The 22,787-nt window shown below is 61.9% G+C and carries 20 protein-coding genes; 10 read left to right on the forward strand and 10 right to left on the reverse strand.

The window, feature by feature from the left end; genetic code table 11:
* Positions 1-3 precede the first annotated feature (3 nt).
* On the forward strand, positions 4-1,047 hold the full coding sequence (locus CPH57_RS17495; protein WP_033644632.1) for a LacI family DNA-binding transcriptional regulator: 1,044 nt from the start codon (positions 4-6) through the stop codon (positions 1,045-1,047).
* Between the two features lie 55 nt (positions 1,048-1,102).
* Here CPH57_RS17495 and exbD read toward each other — a convergent pair whose 3' ends face one another.
* On the reverse strand, positions 1,103-1,525 hold the full coding sequence (gene exbD, locus CPH57_RS17500; RefSeq protein ID WP_004937307.1) for a TonB system transport protein ExbD: 423 nt from the start codon (positions 1,523-1,525) through the stop codon (positions 1,103-1,105).
* Between the two features lie 3 nt (positions 1,526-1,528).
* Positions 1,529-2,506, reverse strand: coding sequence for a tol-pal system-associated acyl-CoA thioesterase (exbB, locus tag CPH57_RS17505; RefSeq protein ID WP_072626976.1), 978 nt, complete (start codon positions 2,504-2,506; stop codon positions 1,529-1,531).
* Positions 2,507-2,936: 430 nt separating this feature from the next.
* On the opposite strand from exbB, the gene metC reads away from it, so the two are divergent.
* The gene (gene metC / locus CPH57_RS17510; RefSeq protein ID WP_033644631.1) at positions 2,937-4,133 is read left to right on the forward strand and encodes a cystathionine beta-lyase; all 1,197 of its coding nucleotides are present in this window, start codon (positions 2,937-2,939) and stop codon (positions 4,131-4,133) included.
* A 145-nt stretch (positions 4,134-4,278) separates the two neighbouring features.
* Positions 4,279-4,941, forward strand: a complete 663-nt coding sequence (locus CPH57_RS17515; protein WP_033644630.1) for a DedA family protein — start codon at positions 4,279-4,281, stop codon at positions 4,939-4,941.
* Positions 4,942-4,951: 10 nt separating this feature from the next.
* Here CPH57_RS17515 and CPH57_RS17520 read toward each other — a convergent pair whose 3' ends face one another.
* Positions 4,952-5,872 carry a LysR family transcriptional regulator gene (locus CPH57_RS17520; RefSeq protein WP_042785382.1) on the reverse strand — a complete coding sequence of 307 codons (921 nt, stop codon included), beginning with the start codon at positions 5,870-5,872 and terminating at the stop codon, positions 4,952-4,954.
* Positions 5,873-5,979: 107 nt separating this feature from the next.
* Between CPH57_RS17520 and CPH57_RS17525 the strand changes: the two genes are divergently transcribed.
* The gene (locus CPH57_RS17525; protein WP_089195190.1) at positions 5,980-7,008 is read left to right on the forward strand and encodes an NAD(P)-dependent alcohol dehydrogenase; all 1,029 of its coding nucleotides are present in this window, start codon (positions 5,980-5,982) and stop codon (positions 7,006-7,008) included.
* A 19-nt stretch (positions 7,009-7,027) separates the two neighbouring features.
* Here CPH57_RS17525 and CPH57_RS17530 read toward each other — a convergent pair whose 3' ends face one another.
* The gene (locus CPH57_RS17530; RefSeq protein ID WP_202396379.1) at positions 7,028-7,915 is read right to left on the reverse strand and encodes an AraC family transcriptional regulator; all 888 of its coding nucleotides are present in this window, start codon (positions 7,913-7,915) and stop codon (positions 7,028-7,030) included.
* Between the two features lie 226 nt (positions 7,916-8,141).
* On the opposite strand from CPH57_RS17530, the gene yqhD reads away from it, so the two are divergent.
* The 3 genes from yqhD (at position 8,142) to CPH57_RS17545 (ending at position 11,164) form a co-directional block, all read left to right on the forward strand.
* A complete protein-coding gene (gene yqhD / locus CPH57_RS17535; protein ID WP_033644626.1) occupies positions 8,142-9,305 on the forward strand; it encodes an alcohol dehydrogenase in 1,164 nt (387 codons plus the stop codon).
* Between the two features lie 287 nt (positions 9,306-9,592).
* Complete coding sequence (gene dkgA, locus CPH57_RS17540; RefSeq protein ID WP_033644625.1) at positions 9,593-10,417, forward strand: 2,5-didehydrogluconate reductase DkgA; 825 nt, start codon at positions 9,593-9,595, stop codon at positions 10,415-10,417.
* A 141-nt stretch (positions 10,418-10,558) separates the two neighbouring features.
* Complete coding sequence (locus tag CPH57_RS17545) at positions 10,559-11,164, forward strand: transglycosylase SLT domain-containing protein (protein ID WP_033644624.1); 606 nt, start codon at positions 10,559-10,561, stop codon at positions 11,162-11,164.
* A 62-nt stretch (positions 11,165-11,226) separates the two neighbouring features.
* On the opposite strand, the gene CPH57_RS17550 is transcribed toward CPH57_RS17545, so the two are convergent.
* Positions 11,227-13,395 (reverse strand): YgiQ family radical SAM protein, encoded by a 2,169-nt coding sequence (locus tag CPH57_RS17550; RefSeq protein ID WP_033651302.1) that lies wholly within the window; start codon positions 13,393-13,395, stop codon positions 11,227-11,229.
* An 80-nt stretch (positions 13,396-13,475) separates the two neighbouring features.
* Positions 13,476-14,210, reverse strand: coding sequence for a GntR family transcriptional regulator (locus tag CPH57_RS17555; protein WP_033644622.1), 735 nt, complete (start codon positions 14,208-14,210; stop codon positions 13,476-13,478).
* Between the two features lie 659 nt (positions 14,211-14,869).
* On the opposite strand from CPH57_RS17555, the gene CPH57_RS17560 reads away from it, so the two are divergent.
* Both CPH57_RS17560 and CPH57_RS17565 read left to right on the forward strand, forming a co-directional pair.
* The gene (locus CPH57_RS17560; RefSeq protein ID WP_060660237.1) at positions 14,870-16,267 is read left to right on the forward strand and encodes a cytosine permease; all 1,398 of its coding nucleotides are present in this window, start codon (positions 14,870-14,872) and stop codon (positions 16,265-16,267) included.
* Positions 16,264-17,196, forward strand: a complete 933-nt coding sequence (locus CPH57_RS17565) for a PfkB family carbohydrate kinase (protein WP_060660236.1) — start codon at positions 16,264-16,266, stop codon at positions 17,194-17,196. The genes CPH57_RS17560 and CPH57_RS17565 overlap by 4 nt, the downstream gene beginning before the upstream one ends.
* 34 nt (positions 17,197-17,230) lie before the next feature.
* Here the strand turns inward: CPH57_RS17565 and CPH57_RS17570 are convergent, their stop codons facing one another.
* Positions 17,231-18,481 carry a nucleoside permease gene (locus tag CPH57_RS17570; RefSeq protein ID WP_033651349.1) on the reverse strand — a complete coding sequence of 417 codons (1,251 nt, stop codon included), beginning with the start codon at positions 18,479-18,481 and terminating at the stop codon, positions 17,231-17,233.
* Positions 18,482-18,562: 81 nt separating this feature from the next.
* Positions 18,563-19,384, reverse strand: coding sequence for a xanthosine phosphorylase (gene xapA, locus CPH57_RS17575; RefSeq protein WP_060660235.1), 822 nt, complete (start codon positions 19,382-19,384; stop codon positions 18,563-18,565).
* Between the two features lie 136 nt (positions 19,385-19,520).
* On the opposite strand from xapA, the gene CPH57_RS17580 reads away from it, so the two are divergent.
* Positions 19,521-20,432: a LysR family transcriptional regulator gene (locus CPH57_RS17580; protein ID WP_060660234.1), complete on the forward strand. Its 912-nt coding sequence runs from the start codon at positions 19,521-19,523 to the stop codon at positions 20,430-20,432.
* A 17-nt stretch (positions 20,433-20,449) separates the two neighbouring features.
* Here CPH57_RS17580 and ftsP read toward each other — a convergent pair whose 3' ends face one another.
* Both ftsP and CPH57_RS17590 read right to left on the reverse strand, forming a co-directional pair.
* The gene (ftsP, locus tag CPH57_RS17585; protein WP_033644615.1) at positions 20,450-21,865 is read right to left on the reverse strand and encodes a cell division protein FtsP; all 1,416 of its coding nucleotides are present in this window, start codon (positions 21,863-21,865) and stop codon (positions 20,450-20,452) included.
* A 132-nt stretch (positions 21,866-21,997) separates the two neighbouring features.
* Positions 21,998-22,732 carry a 1-acylglycerol-3-phosphate O-acyltransferase gene (locus tag CPH57_RS17590; RefSeq protein WP_004937266.1) on the reverse strand — a complete coding sequence of 245 codons (735 nt, stop codon included), beginning with the start codon at positions 22,730-22,732 and terminating at the stop codon, positions 21,998-22,000.
* Positions 22,733-22,787 lie beyond the last annotated feature (55 nt).

Here is a 22,787-nt window from a genome sequence, read left to right on the forward strand (position 1 = left end):
CAGATGGCGTCAGTGAAAAAAAATAAACGCATTACCATCAGTGACATCGCCACGCTGGCCGGGGTGTCGAAATCGACCGCCAGCCTGGTGTTGAACGGCCGCAGCAAGGAATACCGGGTGTCCGACGACACCCGCGACCGCATTCTGGCGCTGGCGCACGAGCACCATTATCAGCCCAGCATCCACGCCCGCTCCCTGCGCTCCAACCGCAGCCACACGCTGGGGCTGGTGGTGCCGGAGATGACCAACTACGGCTTTGCGGTGATTTCACGCGAGCTGGAAACGCTGTGCCGCGAAGCTGGCCTGCAGCTGTTGATCGCCTGCACCGATGAAAACCCGGCGCAGGAGATGATGGCGGTGAACAGTCTGGTACAGCGGCAGGTGGACGGCTTGATCGTCGCCTCCAGCCAGTTGAACGACGCAGAATACCAGAAGATCAACGCCGGGCTGCCGGTGGTGCAGATGGATCGCCTGATCGCCGGCTCCGAACTGCCGCTGGTGATCACCGATTCGGTCAATTCGACCGCCGACCTGGTGGAAACGGTCGCGCGCCAACATCCGGATGAAATCTATTTTCTCGGCGGGCAGCCGCGCATTTCGCCGACCCGCGATCGCCTGGCCGGCTTCCAGCTTGGCCTGGAGCGCGCCGGCGTAACGTGCAAACCGGAATGGATCATCAACGGCAACTATCACCCCAGCTCAGGTTACGAGATGTTCGCTCAGCTGTGCGCACAGCTGGGGCGTCCGCCCAAAGCGCTGTTTACCGCCGCCTGCGGCCTGCTGGAAGGCGTATTGCGTTATCTGACTCAGCATCAGCTGATGGAGAGCGACATTCACCTGTGCAGCTTCGACGATCACTACCTGTTCGACTGCATGACGCTGAAGATAGACACGGTCGCGCAAGACTGCCTGGCACTGGCGCAACATAGCTTCGACAATGTCACCGCGCTTATCGACGAGCGGCCGCTGGAACAGAACGCGCTGTATCTGCCGGGCCGCATCCACTGGCGCCATGCCGGTTCCAGGGATTTATTGGCAAAGGCGTGACATCGCTTTAGCCGTAAAAAAGGGCGCCTGAGCGCCCTTTATCGTTTTGCTGCCGCTACTTGGCGGCGCCTTCCATGCCCACCAGCCCCACTTTCAGGTAACCGGCTTTACGCAGGGTGTCCATCACGCTCATCAGCGTTTCATAGTCCACGCTCTTGTCCGCCTGGAAGAAGATGGTGGTTTCTTTGTTCGCCTGAGTGCGTTGATCCAGCACCGAGGTCAGCTGATCGGCATTCACCGGCTGATCGCCGACGTAGAGCTGCTTGTCGGCCTTCACCGACAGGAAGACCGGTTTTTCCGGCCGCGGCTGCGGCTTGGCGGAAGAAGCCGGCAGATCGACGCGGATATCTACCGTTGCCAGCGGCGCGGCCACCATAAAGATGATCAACAGCACCAACATGACGTCGATAAACGGCGTCACGTTGATTTCATGCAGTTCGCCGCTGTCGTCCAGATCTTCATTTAAGCGCATCGCCATGACTCACCCCGCCCGCAGTTGATGTGCGTGCTGTGAGCGCTTGGCTTCCGCCGTTGCGGCCAGATCCAGATCGCGGCCCTGCAGCAGCAAGACCTGTGCCGCCACGTCGCCCACCTGGGCGCGATGGCCGCTGATAACGCGGGCGAAGATGTTGTAGATCACCACCGCCGGGATCGCCGCCACCAGGCCCATTGCGGTCGCCAGCAGCGCCTCGGCGATGCCCGGCGCCACAACCGCCAGGTTGGTGGTCTGCGAATGGGCGATGCCGATGAAGCTGTTCATGATGCCCCATACGGTACCGAACAGGCCGACGAACGGCGAGATGGCGCCGATGGTGGCCAGAAAGCCGTTGCCGCGGCCCATATTGCGGCTGTAGGCCGCCACGCGGCGCTCGAGGCGGAAACCGGTGCGCTCTTTGATGCCGTTGTTGTCGTCAGACTCGGCGGACAGCTCCAGCTCGTTTTGCGCATCGTTCAGCAGCACCGCGCTGACGCTCTCCGGGGAGAAATTTTGCGCCAGCTCGGAAGCTTCATCCAACGAGCGCGCGTCGGCCAGCGCCGACTGCTCACGGCGCAGACGGCGCTTGGCGCGCAGCAGTTCGCTGCCTTTGGCGAACAGAATGGTCCAGGTCACGATAGACGCCAGCACCAGGCCGATCATCACCGCTTTCACCACCGCGTCGGCGTGCTGGTACATGCCCCAAATGGACAAGTCCATACCGCGGGTTTCCGGCGGCTGGATCGTGGGCGCCGGGTTCACCGGCGTGATGCTTTCCGGCGCGGCGGCTGCAGGCGCAGGCGCGGCGGCCGGCGCAACGCTTTCGGCAACGGCCGGATGGGTCGCCGGCGCAGCCTGCGCGCTGCCGGCCAACCCTACGACCAGCACCATTGAAGCCATCAGGCTGCGGCCAAAGGCCTTGCCCCACTGCGCCCGGCCCTGGCCGAACGATCCTTGATTTAAATTCTTGCCAGCCGTTTTCACGCTGTGCCTCCACCCATTACCGATCAAAATTAAGGAATAATTCAGCGTGCGATCATATCAAACCAACCGGGGATTGATAGTAGTTCTCATTATTATTTACCAAATAAACGAGAAAATTTTAGACACCTCCGCAACCAAACGCCAATCCACGCCCGTTCACCGCTAAAAGCCCCTTTTATAGGGCGATTTCGTTACTTTTCTCCCACAACGGCGCAACAACGCCACGCTGCCGAACGGCGTCTCGACCGATGAATGGGCTTCTCTCTGGCCGCTCGGCAGAAGGATGACGCGAAAAATGCGCGGGCGGCAGCCAATTATAGCCGTTTCTATATCCAGAAGTTAAAACGTCTGGATGGCTATAATAACTCATGCTAACGTAAGGGCTATCGCAAACGGGCAGTGCAGAGCAACCAGAGGTGAGCCAGGTACCATGACGTCAAAACACATCGAAACCACGCTGATCGGCGCCGGCCGCGGCAAACGCTACACCCAGGGCTCCGTCAACCCCGTGACTCAACGCGCCTCTTCCCTGGTCTTCGACTCCGTCGCCGCCAAAAAACAGGCCACCGCGCAACGCGCCCACGGCGAGCTGTTTTATGGCCGACGCGGCACGCTGACCCACTTCGCGCTGCAGGATGCGATGGTGGAGCTGGAGGGCGGCGCCGGCTGCGTGCTGTACCCCTGCGGCGCGGCGGCGGTGGCCAATGCGATCCTGTCGTTCGTCGGCGCCGGCGATCACCTGCTGGTCACCGGCTCAGCGTATGAACCGACCCAGGACTTCTGCACCCACATCCTCGGCCGCATGAACGTCAGCACCACCTATTTCGATCCGCTGATCGGCGCCGACATCGCCACGCTTATCCAACCCAATACCCGCGTGGTGTTCCTTGAGTCCCCCGGCTCCATCACCCTGGAAGTGCAGGATATCCCGGCGATGGTGCAGGCCATTCGCGCCGTGGCGCCGGACGTGGTGATCATGATAGACAACACCTGGGCGGCGGGCGTGCTGTTCAAGGCGCTGGATTTCGACATCGACATTTCCATTCAGGCCGGCACCAAATACCTGATCGGCCATTCCGATTACATGCTCGGCACCGCCGTCGCCAACGCGCGCTGTTGGGAGCAACTGCGCGAGTACTCCTATCTAATGGGGCAGATGGTGGATGCCGACACCGCCTACATGGCGAGCCGCGGCCTGCGCACCCTGAGCGTGCGGCTCAAGCAGCACGAACGCAGCAGCATTGAGGTCGCCAACTGGCTGGCCGAACGGCCGGAGGTGGCGACGGTCAATCACCCGGCCCTGCCCAGCTGCAAGGGCCACGCGTTCTACCGCCGCGACTTCAGCGGCTGCAACGGGCTGTTCTCTTTCGTGCTGAAAGAGCGGCTGGATGAGGCGCAGCTGGCCGCTTACCTGGACAACTTCAGCCACTTCAGCATGGCCTACTCCTGGGGCGGCTTCGAGTCGCTGATCCTGGCCAATCAGCCGGAAGAACTGGAAGCGATCCGCCCGGCGGGCGGCGTCGATTTTTCCGGCACGCTGGTGCGGTTGCATATCGGTCTGGAGAACGTCGAAGACCTGATCGCCGATCTGGCGGCCGGCTTCGATCGCCTCAACGGCGTGCGCTAAGGCGGATTCCGGTAATTTTCTTCGTCTCGTTTAATGTCGGCTTAAGCTATTAGCGGTACACTAACCGGGTAACTGTCAGATACGGTAACCGCCGCATCCTGGAGAACGTGACCCCGGGCGCAACCGGCATGCAACAGGACATAAAATGGATGTATTACGAGAGATTATTCATGCGCTTTGGCAGCAGGACTTCATCGCCCTCGCCGATCCCAGCGTGATTTGGGTGGTTTACGCCGTACTTTTCACCACCTTGTTTTTGGAAAACGGACTGCTGCCCGCCTCCTTCCTCCCCGGTGATAGCCTGCTGTTGCTGTCGGGCGCGCTGATCGCCAAAGGCGTGATGGGCTTTGCCCCCACCCTGTTGATTCTGACCGCCGCCGCCGGCCTCGGCTGCTGGCTGAGCTATATCCAGGGCCGCTGGCTGGGCCACACCAGCCTGGTGAAAGGCTGGCTGCTGCAACTGCCGGCGCAATACCATCAGCGCGCGCATAACCTGTTCAACCGCCACGGGCTGACGGCGCTGCTGATCGGCCGCTTCCTCGGCTTCGTGCGTACGCTGCTGCCGACCATGGCCGGCATTTCCGGGCTCAACAGCTCGCGCTTCCAGGTTTTCAACTGGCTGAGCGCAGCGATCTGGGTCTGCGCGCTGGTCGGCCTCGGCTACGCTTTCAGCCAAATTCCGCTGGTGAAACGCCACGAAAGCCAGGTGATGACCGGCCTGATGCTGCTGCCGCTGCTGCTGCTGTTCGTCGGCCTGCTCGGCGCCATGCTGGTGGTCTGGCGTAAAAAACGCGCCTCCTCTTCCTGATCCCGGCGCGCTACAGCGCTTTCTCGACCAACGCCAGGCGAGGCGGCAACTTGCTCACCAGCGTATCCACCGCCAGCCGCACCTTCAGCGGCAGGTGAGGCGTGTGCGGCCACACCGCATGCGCTTCAAAGGCGGCGCCGGGCCGATCGCGCAGCAGGCGCACCAGCGCCCCGCTCAACAGCTGCTCACGCACCAGCCAACACGGCAGCCAGGCGATGCCGAACCCGGCCGTCGCCGCATCCGCAATCGCCTGCAAATCGTCCATCTGCAATCGGTTATTCGGCATCACTTCCTGCGGCTCGCCGTTCTCGTCCAGCACCCGCCAGCTGCGCCGCGCGCCGGCGCGCATATAGGTCACCGCCTCGTGCTGAGCCAGTTGCTCAATGCTGTGCGGTTCGCCGCACCGCTGCAGATAGGCCGGCGAGGCGCACAGCGTCATGCGGTGATCGCCGATGCGCCGCGCCACCAGCCCATTGCTGTTGGCCAACGTGCCGTTGCGGATCGCCATATCGAAGCCGTCCTCAATCAGATCCACCACCCGATCGCTGAACGACAGCTCCAGCTCCAGGCCGGGATGCTCACGCGTCAGCTCGGTCAGCAGCGGCGCGATGCACATGCGGCCAAACAACACCGGCATCGATACCCGCAGCCGGCCACTGACCTGCCGCTTGCCCGACTCCAGCAGCGTTTCCGCGCCGCGGATCTCCTCCAGCGCCCGCAGGCAACGCTCATAGAACAACGCGCCATCGTCGGTCAGGCTCTGGCTGCGGGTGGTGCGATGAAACAGCCGCACGCCCAGCCGCTGTTCCAGCCGGGCGATCGTTTTCCCCACCGCCGAGCGCGACAGGTGCAGCCGACTGGCCGCCAACGCAAAACTGCCCGCCTCCACGGCGGTGACGAATACCGAAATGCCGCTCAATCGATCGCTCATGGTTTGTCGCTCTAAAAGAAACAATCTGCGGAAATCTTATCGCCACTGGCGAACCTTCATCAACGATATTATCGACAGGTCGTTAATCGCAGACTTTGGAGAACATCATGACCGACACGATGCAACGCTGGACGATGGACGCCCTGGGGCGTGAACACCTGCAGCTGACCACCGACGCGATCCCGCAGCCGGGGCCGCGCGAGATCAGAGTGAAAGTGAAGGCGGTAGCGCTCAACTACCGCGACAAAATGATGATTGAAAGCGGCATGGGGCTGACGCTGCCGCAGTCGTTCACCCCCACCTCGGACATGGCCGGCGAGGTCGACGCCGTCGGACCCGGCGTCAGCCGTTTCCAACCCGGCGCCCGGGTCATTTCTACCTTCAGCCCCGGCTGGATCGACGGCCGGCAAAAACCGTACGGCAATGCGCGCCAGGCGCCTTACCACACCCTTGGCGGCTTCTATCAGGGCGTGCTGGCGGAATACGTGATTTTGCATGAAGACTGGTTGGTGGCGGCACCGGCGTCGCTGGACGACGTGCAGGCCAGCACCCTGCCTTGCGCCGGGCTGACCGCCTGGTTCGCGCTGGTGGAACAGGGCAAACTGCATGCCGGCGAGACGGTACTGGTGCAAGGCACCGGCGGCGTGGCGTTGTTCGCGCTGCAGATCGCCAAAGCCCACGGCGCGGAGGTCTATGTCACCTCCGGCAGCGATGAAAAGCTGGCGCGAGCCCTGGCATTGGGCGCCAATCATGGCATCAACCGGCTGGACGGCGATTGGGTGGAGGCGATTTATGCGCTGACGCAGGATCGCGGCATCGACCATGTGATCGATACCGTCGGCGGCCCGAATTTGGGCAACTCGGTGCGCGCCGTGGCGGTGGGCGGCCGCATCTCAGTGATCGGCGTGCTGGCGGGCGCCGAGATCTCCGCCCCCGCCGGCCTGCTGCTGCTGAAATCGGCGGAGATCCAGGGCATCGGCGTCGGCCACCGCCGCGCGCTGGAAGATCTGGTGCGCGCCGTGGACGCCGTCAACCTGCAGCCGGTGATCGACCAGGTATACCGGCTCGATCAACTGCCGCAGGCGTTGGATCACCTCGATCGCGGCCCGTTCGGCAAGATCGTGCTAACCCCATAGCCCGCCGCCCGGCGGCGGCTCACCCCTCCAGCATCAGCGGATTGGCGTCGCGCAGCCGGGCGACTTCATCCCCCGGCGTGACGCCAAACAGGCGTTTGAATTCACGGCTGAACTGCGACGCGCTCTCGTAGCCGACGCGGATCGCCGCGGTACTGGCCTTCAGGCCATCATGCACCATCAGCAAACGCGCCTTGTGCAGCCGGTACGACTTCACGTACTGCAGCGGCGAGGTGTTGGTCACCGCCTTGAAGTTATGGTGAAACGCCGACACGCTCATGTTGACCTCGCCGGCCAACTGCTCGACGTTGAGGCTCTCGGCATACTGATTTTCTATGCGCCGCAGCGCCTTGGCGATCTGACTGAAATGGGTATGACGGTTGACCAGCTCCTGCAGCGACGCGCCGCAGGCGCCGCGCAGCACGTAGTAGAGGATCTCGCGTACGATCTGCGGCCCCAACACCCGAGCGTCGAGCGGCTTGGCCATCACGTCCAGCAGACGTTCGGTGGCGCACAACAGCTCTTCCGTCAGCTCGGCCAGGTTTACGCCGTTGCTCTCCGCGCGCGGCTGCATCAGGTAGTCGTCGTCGCCGATGTCGATCAGCAAGTCCTGCAGCATTTGGGTATCGATATTGACCGCCAATCCAACCAGCGGCAGCTCCGGGCTGGCGAAGGTTTCGCACTCGAACGGCAGCGGCACCGTCATCAGCAGGTAGTTGCGCGGATCGTACTGGAACACCTTGTTGCCGCAATAGCCGACCTTGTGCCCCTGAAAGATGATGACGATCCCCGGTTCGTACATCACCGGCTGGCGCGGGCAGTGGCGATCGACATACAGGATCTTCACCCGCGGCACCGGTGACGGCGTATAGCCGTTGCCGGTGGCGATAGCCATCGCCTGGCGCGCCATGCGGCTGCGCAGCGCATCGATTTCAGTCACGGAAACACCCTCTTACAGTCAGAACGATTCGGCATAAATCATAATTTAAAACTCTCTATTTCTACAGTCATCTGTAGAAATAGGCAATAACCAAACAGGAATGTGCATTGTGCGTTACCGCCAGGTTGCTGACAATACGGGCCAGAAACCTTTGCGCCGCTTTGGCGCCCGCCTGACAGAAAGAGAGAAATCAGCCATGCAAAACTTCATTCTGCATACCCCAACCAAAATCCTGTTCGGCAAGCAGCAAATCGCCGAAGTGGCCGGCCAGATCCCGGCGGACGCGCGCATTCTGATCACCTACGGTGGCGGCAGCGTGAAGAAAAACGGCGTGCTCGACCAGGTGTATAGCGCGCTGGCCGGCCGCGACGTGCGGGAATTCTCCGGCATCGAACCTAACCCGACCTACGAAACCCTGATGAAAGCGGTCGAGGTGGTGAAAACGGAAAACATCGATTTCCTGCTGGCGGTCGGCGGCGGTTCGGTGGTTGACGGCACCAAGTTCATCGCCGCCGCGGCTCGTTATACGGCCGACAGCGATGCCTGGCATATTCTGCAGACCGTCGGCAGCCACATCACTGACGCGGTGCCGATGGGCTGCGTGCTGACGCTGCCGGCCACCGGTTCAGAATCCAACAGCGGCGCGGTGATCACCCGGAAGAGCAGCGGCGACAAGCAGCACTTCTTCTCACCGCTGGTGCAGCCGCGCTTCGCCGTACTGGATCCGGTGGTGACCTACTCGCTGCCGCCGCGCCAGGTAGCCAACGGCGTGGTCGACGCCTTCGTACACACCCTGGAACAGTATCTGACCTACCCGGTCGACGCCAAGGTGCAGGATCGCTTCGCCGAAGGCCTGCTGTTGACCCTGCTGGAAGACGGCCCGCGCGCGCTGGCCGAGCCGGAGAACTATGCGGTGCGCGCCAACGTGATGTGGAGCGCCACCATGGCGCTGAACGGCCTGATCGGCGCCGGCGTGCCGCAGGACTGGGCGACCCACATGCTGGGCCATGAGCTGACCGCCATGCACGACCTCGACCACGCGCAAACGCTGGCCATCGTGCTGCCGGCGCTGCTGCACGAGAAGAAAGCGCAGAAACGCGAAAAGCTGCTGCAGTACGCTGAACGCGTCTGGGGCCTGCGCGAAGGCAGCGAAGACAGCCGCATCGACGACGCGATCGCCGCCACCCGCGCCTTCTTCGAGCAGATGGGCGTGCCGACCCGCATGGCGGATTATCAGCTCGACGGCAGCAGCATTCCCGCGCTGCTCGACAAGCTGCAGCAGCACGGCATGACCGCCCTGGGCGAGCATCAGGACATCACCCTGGACGTCAGCCGCCGCATTTATGAAGCGGCGCGTTAATCGCAAAACGGCGATTTTTTGCTAGGCTTTAGTCTTCGTCAGCCATTTTTCGCCGCATTCTGCGCTCGGCCGATCGCCGGGCGCAGTCGGGCGCCTCAGCGCGCCGCCGCTCGTTTCGCACCCTTCGTCTTACCGCTCATTCGCAGGGAGAGCGGGGAGAAAATCGCCCTCCCGCCACCGCTGAAATTAGGCTGGCAAACCCGGCAACCGCCCATTTTGCCAACTAGAATTTATCTATAGCCGTTTCGGTGCCGCAGGCGCCGCAATCCGTACACAAGGAGATGCGCATGACAACGCAACAACCCATCATCAAACTCCACGATGGTAATCTGATGCCGCAGTTGGGTCTCGGCGTTTGGCAGGCGAGTATTGAAGAGACCACCCGCGCGGTCAGCAAAGCGCTGGAGATTGGTTACCGCTCCATCGACACCGCCGCGATCTACAAGAACGAGGAAGGCGTCGGTGCCGCGCTGCAGTCCAGCGCGCTGCCGCGCAACGACCTGTTCATCACCACCAAGCTGTGGAACGACGATCAGGGCGATCCGCTGGCGGCGCTGGAAACCAGTCTGGAAAAGCTCAAGCTGGACTACGTGGATCTGTATCTGATCCACTGGCCGCGCCCGCAGCAGGATCAATACGTCTCCGCCTGGCGCGAGCTGATCAAACTGCGCGAACAAGGCCTGGTGAAAAGCATCGGCGTGTGCAACTTCCATACGCCGCACCTGCAGCGTCTGTTGGATGAAACCAACGTGGCGCCGGTCGTCAACCAGATCGAGCTGCACCCGTTGCTGCAACAGCGCCAGCTGCGCGCCTGGAACGCCACGCACCATATCGCCACCGAATCCTGGAGCCCGCTGGCGCAGGGCGGTGAAGGGGTATTCGACCAGCCGCTGATCAAGGCGCTGGCCGAGAAATATGAGAAGACTCCGGCGCAGATCGTGGTGCGCTGGCACCTGGACAGCGGCCTTATCGTGATCCCGAAATCGGTCACGCCGTCGCGCATCCGCGAAAACTTCGAGGTGTTTGATTTCAAACTCGATAAGGACGAACTGGGCGAGATCGCCAAGCTGGACGTCGGCAACCGCCTGGGGCCGGATCCGGATACCCTGTAACCCCCTCAAGCCCTCTCCCGCCGGAGGGGGCTTTTCCTTCCCGCACATTGCTCCTTTGCGCCGCCTGACGTTATGATGACGACGCCGGAGGCTCCGGCCACCGGTTAACGCCGTTAAAAAAACAGACAAGCACGGAGCACCATGAAATTCTCTTTCTCACACGGGTCACGGCTGGGCATGCTTTGCATCATGCTGGTGCTGGCGGGTTGCGCCGGCAAGAAACAGCGCGTCAGCTACGATCGCCACGCCTTCGATAGCGCCATTCAAGACGCCGCCAGCGAATACGGCGTGGACGCCAAGCTGATCACCGCCATGATCCAGGTGGAGTCCGGCTTCAACCCTTCCGCAGTGAGCAGATCCAATGCGATCGGTCTGATGCAGCTGAAAGCCGATACCGCCGGCTGCGACGCCTACCGCTACAAAGGCAAACGCGGCTGCCCGGACGACGATGACCTGCGGGATCCCGACACCAATATCGATCTCGGCGCCGCCTATCTGGCCACCTTGCAAAAACAACAGCTTAAAGGGATCGCCAATCCCGTCACGCTGCGCTACGCCACCATCATCGCCTACGTCAACGGTACCGGGGCGCTGCTGCGCACCTTCTCCAGCAACCGCCAGCAGGCGATCGCGATGATTAACAACCTGTCGCCGGAAGCCTTTAACTGGCACGTGCGCAAATACCATCCCGCCCCGCAGGCGCCGCGCCATTTGATGAAAGTGGAAGCCGCTTACGAACGGTTGTAATTAGCCAAAGTAAAAAGGAGAACCCGAGGGTTCTCCTTTTTGTTTGCGCGCGGGCCTCGTCGTTACGGCTTGGCCTTGCGAATCGGTTTGCGCGGTGGCCGGTTGGACGGCGTGCGCTGCCGATTGATGTCGGTATGCTTGGTCAACGCCGGTCGGGTGTGGCGCTGCAGCCGTTTCGCTTCGCGCTGCTCGTCGATGCTCGGCGCCGGCACCAGACACTCGCGGCGGCTGCCGATCAGGTGCTTCAGCCCCATCTCTTCCAGCGCGGTGCGGATCAGCGCCCAGTTGGCCGGATCGTGGTAACGCAGCAGCGCCTTATGCAGGCGACGCTGGCGCTCGCCGCGCGGCACCACCACGTCTTCACTCTTGTACCCCACCTTGCTCAGCGGGTTTTTGCCGCTGTAATACATGGTGGTGGAGTTGGCCATCGGCGAAGGATAGAAGTTCTGCACCTGATCGAGGCGGAAACGGTTCTTCTTCAGCCACAGCGCCAGGTTCACCATATCTTCATCGCGGGTGCCCGGGTGCGAAGAGATGAAGTACGGGATCAGGTACTGCTCTTTGCCCGCCTGCTTCGAATAGTGATCAAACAGCTGTTTGAAGCGATCGTAGCTGCCCATGCCCGGTTTCATCATTTTCGACAGCGGGCCTTCTTCGGTGTGCTCCGGCGCGATCTTCAGGTAGCCGCCGACGTGGTGGGTCGCCAGTTCCTTGATATAGCGCGGATCTTCCACCGCCAGATCGTAACGTACCCCGGAGGCGATCAGGATCTTCTTGATGCCCTCCAGCGAACGCGCGCGGCGGTAAAGCTTGATGGTCGGCTCATGGTTGGTATCCATATAAGTGCAGATCTCCGGATACACGCACGAGGCGCGGCGGCAGGTCTGCTCGGCGCGCGGGTTGGTGCAGCGCAGCATATACATGTTGGCGGTCGGGCCGCCCAGATCGGAGATCACGCCGGTAAAGCCCGGCACTTTGTCGCGGATCTCTTCGATTTCGCGAACGATCGAATCTTCCGAACGGCTCTGGATGATGCGCCCTTCGTGCTCGGTGATCGAACAGAACGAACAGCCGCCGTAGCAACCGCGCATGATGTTCACCGAGAAGCGGATCATGTCGTAGGCAGGAATGCGCTCCTGACCGTAGGACGGGTGCGGCACGCGCTGGTAAGGCAGGGCGAAGACGCTGTCCATCTCCGGCGTGGTCAGCGGGATCGCCGGCGGGTTGATCCACACGTAGCGATCGCCGTGTTTTTGCATCAGCGCGCGGGCGCAGCCGGGGTTGGTTTCATGGTGCAAAATGCGCGAGGTGTGCGCATACAGCACCTTGTCGCCCTTCACTTTCTCGAAGGACGGCAGCAGCACGTAGGTCTTCTCCCACGGCTTCGGCTTGGCGGCGCGCACCGTGACAGGCTTGGCTTCCGGCTCCTTCGGTTTGGCGCCGTCGGCGCACGGCAAATCCTCGCCGTACGGGTTCGGGATAGGTTCGATGCGGCCCGGCTTGTCGAGGCGGGTGGAATCCACGCCGCTCCAGCCCGGCAGCGCTTCTTTACGCATCACCGCGGTATTGCGAATATCGTGGATATCGCCGATCTTCTCGCCGGCGGCCAGACGGTGCGCCACTTCCACCAGCGGGCGTTCGCCGTTGCCGTAGATCAGCATGTCGGCTTTGGAGTCCACCAGCACCGAGCGGCGCACGGTATCCGACCAATAGTCGTAGTGGGCGATGCGACGCAGGCTGGCTTCAATGCCGCCCAGCACGATCGGCACGTCTTTATAGGCTTCTTTGCAGCGCTGGCTGTAGACCAGGGTGGCGCGATCCGGGCGCTTGCCACCGACGTTGCCGGCGGTGTAGGCGTCGTCGTGGCGCAGTTTGCGATCGGCGGTATAGCGGTTGATCATCGAATCCATGTTGCCGGCGGTGATGCCGAAGAACAGATTCGGTTTCCCCAACCGCATGAAGTCTTCTTTGTTGCTCCAGTCCGGCTGCGCGATGATGCCGACGCGGAAGCCCTGCGCTTCCAGCATGCGGCCGATGATCGCCATGCCGAAGCTCGGGTGATCGACATAGGCGTCGCCGCTGATGATGATCACGTCGCAGCTGTCCCAGCCCAGTTGATCCATCTCTGCTCGCGACATCGGTAAAAACGGCGCGGTGCCATAACATTCCGCCCAATAAGGCTTATAAGAAAACAGTTCACGATCGGGTTGGATCAGGCTGGTGGTGCTCATTCTGCTGCTCTTTTTACAGGTTAATTAATCGCCGGGCGGCGATTATACGCACTAGTGGCAAAAAGAGCATGGTTATTTCGCTAACCATTCACCTCGAATTCATAAACGTCGCTGCGGCACAAGATATCGCTGAACTCCAGCGCCTCGCCCCGGGCGTTGCGGCTGGTTTGGATGATGTGCAACAACGGCGCGCCGCACGGTACGTTGAGCAGCTCGGCGACCTCGCCGCTGCAGGACACCGCCTTCAACAAAAAGTGTTTATCTTCAGGCACGATGCCGCGCGATTGCCATAACGCATACAGCGAATGCTCCAGCTGCGCCGGTTCAGGCAGGAAGCGCAGCGGAATATAGGTGGTTTCCAGCGAGACCGGGCTGCCGTTCAGCAAGCGTAAACGCCGCAGTTTGACCACCTCATCCCCTTCCGCGATCCCCAGCGCCGCCGCGGCCTTGGCCGGCGCGCCGACCCGTGCGCGCAGCAGCCATCGGTTGCTGACGCTGCTGCCGTGACGCAGCGCCTGAGCGGTAAAACCGCTGTCCTTATCGAGGGAATAGCCGATACGCATCGCCACGCGGGTGCCAACGCCCTGCTGCCGCGAAATCAGCCCCTTCTCCTCCAGCAGTTTCATCGCCTTGCTGACGGTGACGCGCGACAGCGCCAAACCTTCCGCCATGTGCCGCTCCGGCGGCAGAAATGCCTCCGCCGCCAGCACCTGCTGCCTGATCGCGGTTTCTATCGCCGTCGCCAGCTGAATATAGCGCGGCGCCGCCGCCCCCTGCGCCAGATGTTCACGCAGCCAGGCCATAAAATCCGTCATTCGCCCGCCCTCTTGTTCCGCCCTATGCCCAAACTTCGCTTTCTCCTATCGCCGATCCGGCGATAAAGCCTCTCACCATAACTAAAATATTGCTAATGTTTTCAGAGGGACATCACAATTTTTATTCAATGGACTTTCATTGGATCTAGATCGCGCGTAATCTGTGCTTATTGATGTTGAAACATCAATGGCACCAACACCAGGGATCCACCTTTAAAACAACTAAAAATCCGCTGCCGACCAGACAGGACGCACCTGATGGTCAGGCAGCGGGCATACGCTGTCCGCATCCCGTTCGCTGAAGCGGATGGGCGACCCTTTGGGATGAATTGCCCGCTTCTCGCCGTACCCGATGGGTCACGTTGCCCAAGACGCCACTACAAATGACAAATAATAAGCAACGGTGCTAATGGATAGCTTGCTCACGGCTCATCATCCCCTCGCGCGATCCCCCTTGCGCCGGGTGAAACGGACTGATGCCTGCAAATAAAAACGTTCTCTCTCTTCCAAACTCCGCTGCAGACCCACTCTTTGTCTACACTCATTGGCGCCGTGCGGTCGGCAAGCCTCATCCGAGGCGGCGGCCGCAGCGCCAACAAAATCGCTTTTCAGTTAACTGCGGCGGCCCTCAAGGCCCTGCGCAACAGGGATCAATTGCTATGACCGATATCAATCGCAATGAAGCATGGAAGGTAGAGAGCACCGGTATCGACCGGGTGCCGGATGCGGAACAGACCGGGCGGCCCATCGAGCTGTTTTGGATCTGGTCGGCAGCCAATATCGGCATTCTCGGCGTGGTGTATGGCGCCATCATCGTCGGCTTCGGCTTATCCTTCCTGCAATCGGTGCTCGCCGCCTTGTTCGGCGTCGCCAGCTTCGTGCTGGTTGGCCTCACCAGCTTCGCCGGCAAGCGCGGGCGCACCTCTACGCTGACGCTGTCGCGAGTGATTTTCGGGCTGAAGGGCAACGTGGCGCCTACCCTGTTCAGTTGGATCAATCTGATGGGCTGGGAAGCGGTCAACGTGATCACCGGCACCCTGACGCTGGCGGCGCTGTTCGAGGCCTTCGGGCTGGGGGCCAGCCATCTGCTGACCGCGCTCAGCCTGTTGCTGTTCGCCGGGCTCACTATCGTCGTCAGCCTGCTGGGGCAGAATACCGTAGTCTGGATGCAAAGCTGGTTCAGCCGCATCTTCGGCACCATGACGCTGATCGTGGTGCTCTATATCCTGTTCAACACCGAGTGGAGCCAGGTGCTGGCGCTGCCTTCCGGCAGCTGGCTGACCGGCTTCCTGCCGGCGGTCTCGGTGATCGCCGCCGGTACCGGCATCAGTTGGGCGATCGCCGGCGCCGATTACAGCCGCTATCAAAGCCCGAATTCGTCGAGCAAAAGCATTTTCGCCGCGGTGATGGGCGGCGCCTGTTTGCCGCTGATGCTGCTGATGCTGGCCGGCATTCTGCTTTCCGTGCAGCTGCCCGATCTGGCCAACGCCGCCAATCCCATCGCGCTGATAGGCTCAGTGCTGCCCGCCTGGATGGCGATCCCTTATCTGCTGGCCGCCACCGCCGGCATCGTCACCATCGCGGTGCTCAGCCTGTATTCCGCCAGCCTTAACCTGCTGACCATCGGCGTGCAGGTCAAACAGTGGTTGGCGGTATCGATCGACGCCGTGGTGGTGCTGGGTATCGCCCTGTATGTGCTGTTCATCTCCGGCGATTTTATGGGGCCGTTCATCTCCTTCCTGGTGTTCTGCGGGGTGTTCCTGGCGGCCTGGGAGGCGATTTTCCTGCTCGATTACCTGTGCCTGCGCCGCCACCACGGGTATGATGGCAACGCTTTGTACGGTCTGCATGGCCAGAACCGCGGCGTGCGCAAAGCCCCGCTGTTCTGCTGGTTCCTCGGCGCCCTGTGCGGCCTGCTGGTCACCAAAACCGGTTTTATCGACGGCCCGCTGGCTAAAGGCTTGTTTGCCGACTCCAGCCTGGGGCTGTTTGTGTCGTTTGCGGTTAGTCTGATCGCTTACGGTCTGTACCTGACCCAACGCAGAGAACATCAATGAATGAGTGGGAAGCTGTAACGCCTGTCCTGGTGATAGGGGGCGCGGTCGGCGATCTGGTGATGACGCTGCCGCGCCTGCCGACCAGCGGCGAAGATATCGAAGCCCAGCCGCAGGCGCGGCAAATCGGCGGTTGCGCGTTCAACGTGGCGCGCGCGCTGACGCGCCTTGAAGTGCCGGTGATCAACGGTATGCCGGTCGGCAACGGCGAATGGGGCGCGGCGATCGAAGCCGCCATGGGCGAACTGGGGCTGGAGGTGCTGTTGCGCCACGGCCAGATGGACAATGGCTGGTGCCTGGCGCTGGTGGAGCCGAACGGCGAACGCACCTTCATCACGGTTTCCGGTTGCGAAAGCCAATGGAATAAAGCGCAGCTGGCCACGCTGCCGCTGACGGAACACACCCTGATCTACGCCAGCGGCTACGAGCTGGCGGGCGAAAACGGCGAAGCGCTGCGCGAGTGGCTGACGCGCATGCCGTTCGACCAACCGCGTCTGATCGATCCCGGCCCGCGCATCGCCCAGCTCAGCGAAGATTTCTTCGCCATGCTCAGCGACAGCCACACCCTGCTGACGCTCAACCGCGACGAAGTGGCCGCGCTGTGCGGCGCCGGCGACGCCGTGGATGCCGCGCAGCGCTATGCCGCCGCCCGTAACCTGACGCTGATCTGCCGCCTGGATCGCGACGGCGCCTGGATCTGCGACGGCCGCACGCCGCCGCTGCACGTTCCCGCCTATCCGGTGGACGTGGTCGATACCATCGGCGCGGGCGATGCCCACTGCGCCGGTTTGCTGGCGGGGCTGTCCGCCGGCTGGCCGCTGCCGCGGGCGGTCGATCTGGCCAACCGGGTCGCCGCCTGCGTGGTGGCCAGCCTCGGCGCCGCCAATCCACCGGACCGGCATCAACTGCAACAACGCTTCCCGCAGGCCTGACGTTTCAGGGCGCCACCATCCAGCGCCCTCAGCCTTACTGCGCCGCCGCCGCACTCTCCTGCGGCGAGTGGCGATAGTTGAAGCTCAACGCGAACACAATCCCCAGCACCAGCGTATACAGCGCAAACACCAGCCAGATGCTCTGCCAGTCTTTCACGCCGTCATGGCTGAAGAAATCCACCACTTCGCCGCTGGCGAGCGCCCCCACATAGGCGCCCAGACCGTTGACCATGGTCATGAACAGCCCCTGCGCGCTGGCGCGGATGCGGTGATCGGCCTCCTTCTCGACGAAAATGGCGCCGGAAATATTAAAGAAGTCGAACGCGCAACCGTAAACGATCATCGACAACAGCAGCAGCACGAAACCAAAACCGACCGGTGTGCCGTAGGCCAGGAACAGGAAACGCAGCGTCCAGGCCGCCATGCTGATCAGCATCACCTGCTTGATGCCGTAACGGCGCAGGAAAAAGGGAATGGTGAGGATAAAGAACACTTCAGAGATCTGCGACAGCGACAGCAGCACCGCCGGATACCGGACGCTGAGGCTGTCCTGATACAGCGGATTGAGCGACAGATCGTGCAGGAACGGGTTGCCGAAGGTGTTGGTTATCTGCAGCGCCGCGCCGAGCAACATGGCGAACAGGAAAAACAGCGCCATGCGCCGCTGGCGAAACAGCACCAGCGCATCCAGCCCCAGCACGCTCACCCAGCGCTTCGACTCGGCCGCGCGGTTGGTCGGGCAACGCGGCAGCGTCAGCGAATAGGCGGACAGCAGCAGCGACGCCGCAGAAGCCAGATACAGCTGCAGATTACTGAGCTCGATTTGGCTGAAACCGACCAGCCACATTGCCAGAATGAATCCCACGGTGCCGTACACCCGCACCGGCGGAAAGTCCTTTACCGTGTCAAAGCCGTGCTTCTCCAGGCAAAAATAGGAAATGGCGTTGGAGAGCGCGATGGTCGGCATATAGACCATCGCGTTGAACAGCATTACCCAGAACATCAGCATCGGTTGCTCAACCTGCGCCGCACAGTACAGCGCCAGCGCCCCGAGCAGGTGGCAAAGCGCATACAGGTAGTTGGCCCTCATCCAACGGTCGGCGATGATGCCCGCCAGGCCCGGCATGATCAGCGCCGCGATCCCCTTGGCGCTGTAAACCATTCCCACCTGCATGCCGCTGAAATGCAGCGTGTTGATCATATAGGAGCCCAGCGTCACCAGCCAGGCGCCCCAGATAAAGAACTGCAGGAAAATCATCACCTTCAATCGTGTTTTTATCGCCATCGCCATCACCTTGTTATTATGCTTTCAACGATGATTGGTGCGGCGGGCCCACTGCAGCCCGCCGCCGGTTTGCTTACGGTGTCACAGCGTTTTGAACAGCTCGCGGATAAGGCGCATGAAATCGTCCGCCGCCAGCGCCGCGCAGCTGAGCGTTTGTTCGTGAGAAAGAGGCGTATCCGACAGCCCTTCGGCGTAGTTGGTCATCGCGGACACCACCAGCACCTTGAGACCGCAGTGGCGCGCCGTCAGGACTTCCGGCACGATCGACATGCCCACGACGTCGCAGCCGAGGGTCTGCATCATGCGGATCTCCGCCGGCGTTTCGAAGTTCGGCCCGGTGTAAGCGGCGAACACCCCTTCCGCCAGCGGGATGCCCGCGCTTTCGGCCACCGCCGCCAGTTGGGCGCGCAGATCGCGATCGTAGGCGTTCGCCAGGCTGAAGAAGCGCGGCCCGAAGCGCTCGTCGTTGGCGCCGACCAGCGGCGATTCCGGCATGAAATTGATATGATCGGTAATGGCCACCAGGCTGCCCGGCGCTACCGAGCGGCGCAGCGAACCGGCGGCGTTGGTCGCCAACAGGAATTCGCAGCCCAGCAGTTTGAAGGTGCGCACTGCGGTGGTCATCACCTGCATGCCGCGCCCTTCATAGAAGTGGCCGCGCCCTTTCATGCACAAGACCGGCACGCCCTCCAGCTTGCCGGCGACCAGTTGCCCGGCGTGGCCGACGACGCCGCTCACCGGGAAGCCCGGCAGCGCCGCGTAATCGAGGGTGACGGTTTCAGTCATCACCTCCGCCAGAGCGCCGAGCCCAGAGCCGAGAATCAAGGCCGCTTTCGGCTGAAAACCCGGCAGACGTGCGCGGACAACATCGGCGCAGATAAAAGCATCTTCTTGATTAAACATCGTATTCTCTCTTTAAGCGGGGGACAATAAGCCCCATAGTAGAGAGCGAGGCGCGGCCGAGGCCAATACATTCTTGGCGGCCGATTTATTCCATTTATCTATAAGTTGAGCTGCGTCACAGGAGGCGATACCCCGGATGAACCCGCCCCATGCCCTGCCCGATCCCGGTCGGATTAACTTCCGCCTACTGCACTATTTCCGCGTGGTGGCGGAAGAGATGAATTTCACTCAGGCGGCGCGGCGGTTGAATATGTCACAGCCGCCGCTCAGCAAGCACATCAAGGAACTGGAGAGCCAGCTCGGCGTGGTACTGTTCAAACGCACCACCCGCTCCATGACGCTGACGCCGGCTGGCCGCACGCTGCTGCGCAACGTCGAGCGGCTGCTGGATCAGGCCGACAGCGCGCTGCATCAGGTGCAACAAATGGGGCGCGGCGAAGGCGGCCACATGGTGGTCGGCATGGTCGGCACCTCGGCCTGGGGCGGCTTGATTGCGGCGCTGCGGCGATTCAGCGAGCGGAGCGCCGGCGTCACCTGGTCGGTGAACGAGCTCACGCCCAGCCAGCAAATCATCGCGCTGCAAAAGCGGCATATCGACATCGGGGTCTGGCGAGAGGCGCAGCAACAGACGCTGCCGGGGTTGACCTGCCAACGGTTGGCGTGCGAAAGCATCGCCGTGGTGCTGCCGCTTGATCATCCGCTGGCGCAGCAGGAAAACATTCCGCTGGCGGCGCTGCAGAACGACAGCTTCATCGTGCTGCCGCCGCATGAGGCCAGCCTGGGGCTGTATCTGCACAATCTGTGTCTGCAGCAGGGATTTTTGCCGGACGTCGCTTATCAGGTCAATGAACCGCAAACCCTGCTGGCGCTGGTGGCGGAAGGCTGCGGCATTACGCTGCTGCCGGACAGCTACGGCCGCATCCCGTGGCCCGGCGTGCGGTTTTGCTCGCTGCAGCAGGCGCCCCCGGCGGATCTGTATGCGGTATACCGTACCGACAGCGTCACGCCGGTGGTGCAGGCTTTTTTGGCGATGCTGCGGGCGCCCTAAGCGGCCCGCAGAGCGGGTTACATCGTCGGCTGCACCATCAGCTGGCCGGCGGTGCCGCGATCGGCCATCTCCAGCGTCTGGCTGTAATACAGGAACGGGAAGTGTTCGGAGGTGGATTGGTTGAAATACACCAGCAGCTCGACGTCGCCATCGACCCAGACGGTATCCTTCCAGCCGCGATCTTCCGCCATCGGCTGCGCGCCGTTGACGCGTTTAATCAGGAACTGCACGCCCTGAATATGGAACGACTGCGGCGTATCCGCATGAATGTTCCAGCGTTCCCAGGTGCCTTGCTGCGCCTGTACGTCGATGCGGTTCATGTCCCAAATTGCGCCGTTGATGCCGACGCCGCCGTCGCCCAGGCGGAAATCGCGGGTGCGGCTGGCGCTGCCGTCCAACAGCTGATCCGCCAGCAGGCGCATCGGCAGGTTGTCGGTCACCAGCGGCAGCAGGCCGGTCGGGCGCAGCGTCAGCACCTGGGTGGACACCAGAATGCTCGACGGCTCGAACAGGCCGCGCAGGCGATCCATGATGCCCGCCGCTTCACCGGCGGTGATGGTCACCTCGTCGCCCTTCGACATGTCGATCAGCACTTCCCGGCGCTCGCCCGGCGCCAACGACAGCTGCTGCACCGCAACCGGCGCAGGCAGGAAGCCCTGATCGCTGGCGATCACGTTGAACGGCCGCCCGTCGCTGAGCTGCAGGGTATAACGCCGCGCGTTGGAGGCGTTGAGCAAACGCAAACGCACCCAGCCGCGCGACACGTCGACATACGGGTTTTGCACGCCGTTGACCAACAGCGTATCGCCGACGAAGCCGCCCTGCGACGGCGCATCGTATTGCGGCGTGCCGAAGTTATCGAAGCGTTTGTCCTGAATGATCAGCGGGAAATCGTCGACGCCGTAGTGGTTGGGCAGCGGCAGCGCTTTGCTGACGGCATCCTCCACCAGCCACAATCCGGCCAGCCCGTTATACACATGCGGCGCCATGCGGTTTGGCGTGTTGGCGTGGTACCAGCAGGTAGCCGCCGCCTGACGAATGGGCAGCACCGGCGACCAGTCGACGTTGGGCGACATCATGCGCGGCGCGCCGCCCATCAGCGTGCCCGGCACCTGCAGACCGCTGATGGTCATCGCCACCGGCTCCTGCAGGCGGTTGCTGTAGATCAGTTTGACGTCGTCGCCGCTGTAAACCCGCACCGTCGGCCCCAGGTACATGCCGTTGATGCCCCACACCGCCGCTTTGCGGTTATCCATAAACGCCCAGTGGGCGCGCTGCAAGGTCAGGAACAGCGGCTGACCGCGGCGAGACTCCAGCAGCGGGGGAATGGGTAATGGGGTCTGCGTTCCGCTCGCCTCAGCCCTCAGCGGCACGGCGCCCGCGCACAGCGCCAGGCCCGATGCCTGTAAAAACTGACGTCGACTGAGTGACATATTTTCTCCATGAAAAGCAATAACTAAACCGTGTGCAAAACCCAAACGCCCGCCAATCAAGATTAGCAGGCGCTCAGGCGTTAACGGCGCTGAACGCCAATTAAAAAACTCTTCTTTGAAGCCGGTAGACTCTTATTTTTTGGCGGCGTTGCGCTGGGCGACTTCGGCGTCCAATTCGGCGATTTTCGCCTCCATCAGCTCGCGGCAATGGGCCGCCAGCTCGCGCACGTTTTCTTTGCCGTATTTGCTGGTATCCACCGGCGCCAACATCTCGACGATCACATGGCCGTTATTCCAGCGATTAAGATTTATATTACCGCTGGTGGTGGATACGCAGATAGGCACAATCGGCACGCCGGCGGCGATGGCCGCGTGGAACGCGCCGGTTTTAAACGGCATCAGCCCACGGCCGCGGCTGCGGGTCCCTTCCGGGAACATCCAGATCGAAATGTCTTTCTTCTTGAACTGCTCCGCCACCTGGGCGATGGTGCCGTGCGCCTTGGCGCGATTATCACGATCTATCAGCAGATTACCGGTCAGCCAATACAGCGGGCCGAAAAACGGGATCCACACCAGACTTTTTTTACCGACCGTCACGGTGCGCGGCTGCACGATATTAGAGGCCGTCACCATGTCGTAGTTATTTTGGTGGTTGGCGATATAGATGCAGTTGCCGTTGTTGGCCGCATCGGCCGGCACGCGGGTTTCAACCTTGATGCCGAACAGCGTCGACAGACGACCGAAAAGATGGCCGAAGGTCGCCACATGGCGAGGATTACGCGGACTGAACAAGCAATAAACCGAACCGAAAATACACACCAGAATACAGAAAAGAGTGGCGAGAACGGCACGCAAAATCAATAACATAACAACCTCATTAGCACACTGCCAACGCAGTTTACTTCGCTGCGCAGATTCCTTT

Source organism: Serratia sp. JKS000199 (assembly GCF_900215455.1).
Lineage (GTDB): Bacteria > Pseudomonadota > Gammaproteobacteria > Enterobacterales > Enterobacteriaceae > Serratia > Serratia ureilytica.

Coding starts and splice junctions, on each gene's coding strand:
- CPH57_RS17555 (WP_033644622.1), bottom strand. CDS start 14,210: ATGACGGATTTTATGGCCTGGCTGCGTGAACATCTGGCGCAGGGGGCG.
- CPH57_RS17530 (WP_202396379.1), bottom strand. CDS start 7,915: ATGGCGCGCCAGGCGATGGCTATCGCCACCGGCAACGGCTATACGCCG.
- CPH57_RS17520 (WP_042785382.1), bottom strand. CDS start 5,872: ATGAGCGATCGATTGAGCGGCATTTCGGTATTCGTCACCGCCGTGGAG.
- CPH57_RS17550 (WP_033651302.1), bottom strand. CDS start 13,395: ATGAGCACCACCAGCCTGATCCAACCCGATCGTGAACTGTTTTCTTAT.
- dkgA (WP_033644625.1), top strand. CDS start 9,593: ATGACAACGCAACAACCCATCATCAAACTCCACGATGGTAATCTGATG.
- xapA (WP_060660235.1), bottom strand. CDS start 19,384: ATGTTTAATCAAGAAGATGCTTTTATCTGCGCCGATGTTGTCCGCGCA.
- CPH57_RS17560 (WP_060660237.1), top strand. CDS start 14,870: ATGACCGATATCAATCGCAATGAAGCATGGAAGGTAGAGAGCACCGGT.
- CPH57_RS17515 (WP_033644630.1), top strand. CDS start 4,279: ATGGATGTATTACGAGAGATTATTCATGCGCTTTGGCAGCAGGACTTC.
- metC (WP_033644631.1), top strand. CDS start 2,937: ATGACGTCAAAACACATCGAAACCACGCTGATCGGCGCCGGCCGCGGC.
- CPH57_RS17580 (WP_060660234.1), top strand. CDS start 19,521: ATGAACCCGCCCCATGCCCTGCCCGATCCCGGTCGGATTAACTTCCGC.
- yqhD (WP_033644626.1), top strand. CDS start 8,142: ATGCAAAACTTCATTCTGCATACCCCAACCAAAATCCTGTTCGGCAAG.
- CPH57_RS17525 (WP_089195190.1), top strand. CDS start 5,980: ATGACCGACACGATGCAACGCTGGACGATGGACGCCCTGGGGCGTGAA.
- CPH57_RS17570 (WP_033651349.1), bottom strand. CDS start 18,481: ATGGCGATAAAAACACGATTGAAGGTGATGATTTTCCTGCAGTTCTTT.
- ftsP (WP_033644615.1), bottom strand. CDS start 21,865: ATGTCACTCAGTCGACGTCAGTTTTTACAGGCATCGGGCCTGGCGCTG.
- exbD (WP_004937307.1), bottom strand. CDS start 1,525: ATGGCGATGCGCTTAAATGAAGATCTGGACGACAGCGGCGAACTGCAT.
- CPH57_RS17545 (WP_033644624.1), top strand. CDS start 10,559: ATGAAATTCTCTTTCTCACACGGGTCACGGCTGGGCATGCTTTGCATC.
- CPH57_RS17495 (WP_033644632.1), top strand. CDS start 4: ATGGCGTCAGTGAAAAAAAATAAACGCATTACCATCAGTGACATCGCC.
- CPH57_RS17565 (WP_060660236.1), top strand. CDS start 16,264: ATGAATGAGTGGGAAGCTGTAACGCCTGTCCTGGTGATAGGGGGCGCG.
- CPH57_RS17590 (WP_004937266.1), bottom strand. CDS start 22,732: ATGTTATTGATTTTGCGTGCCGTTCTCGCCACTCTTTTCTGTATTCTG.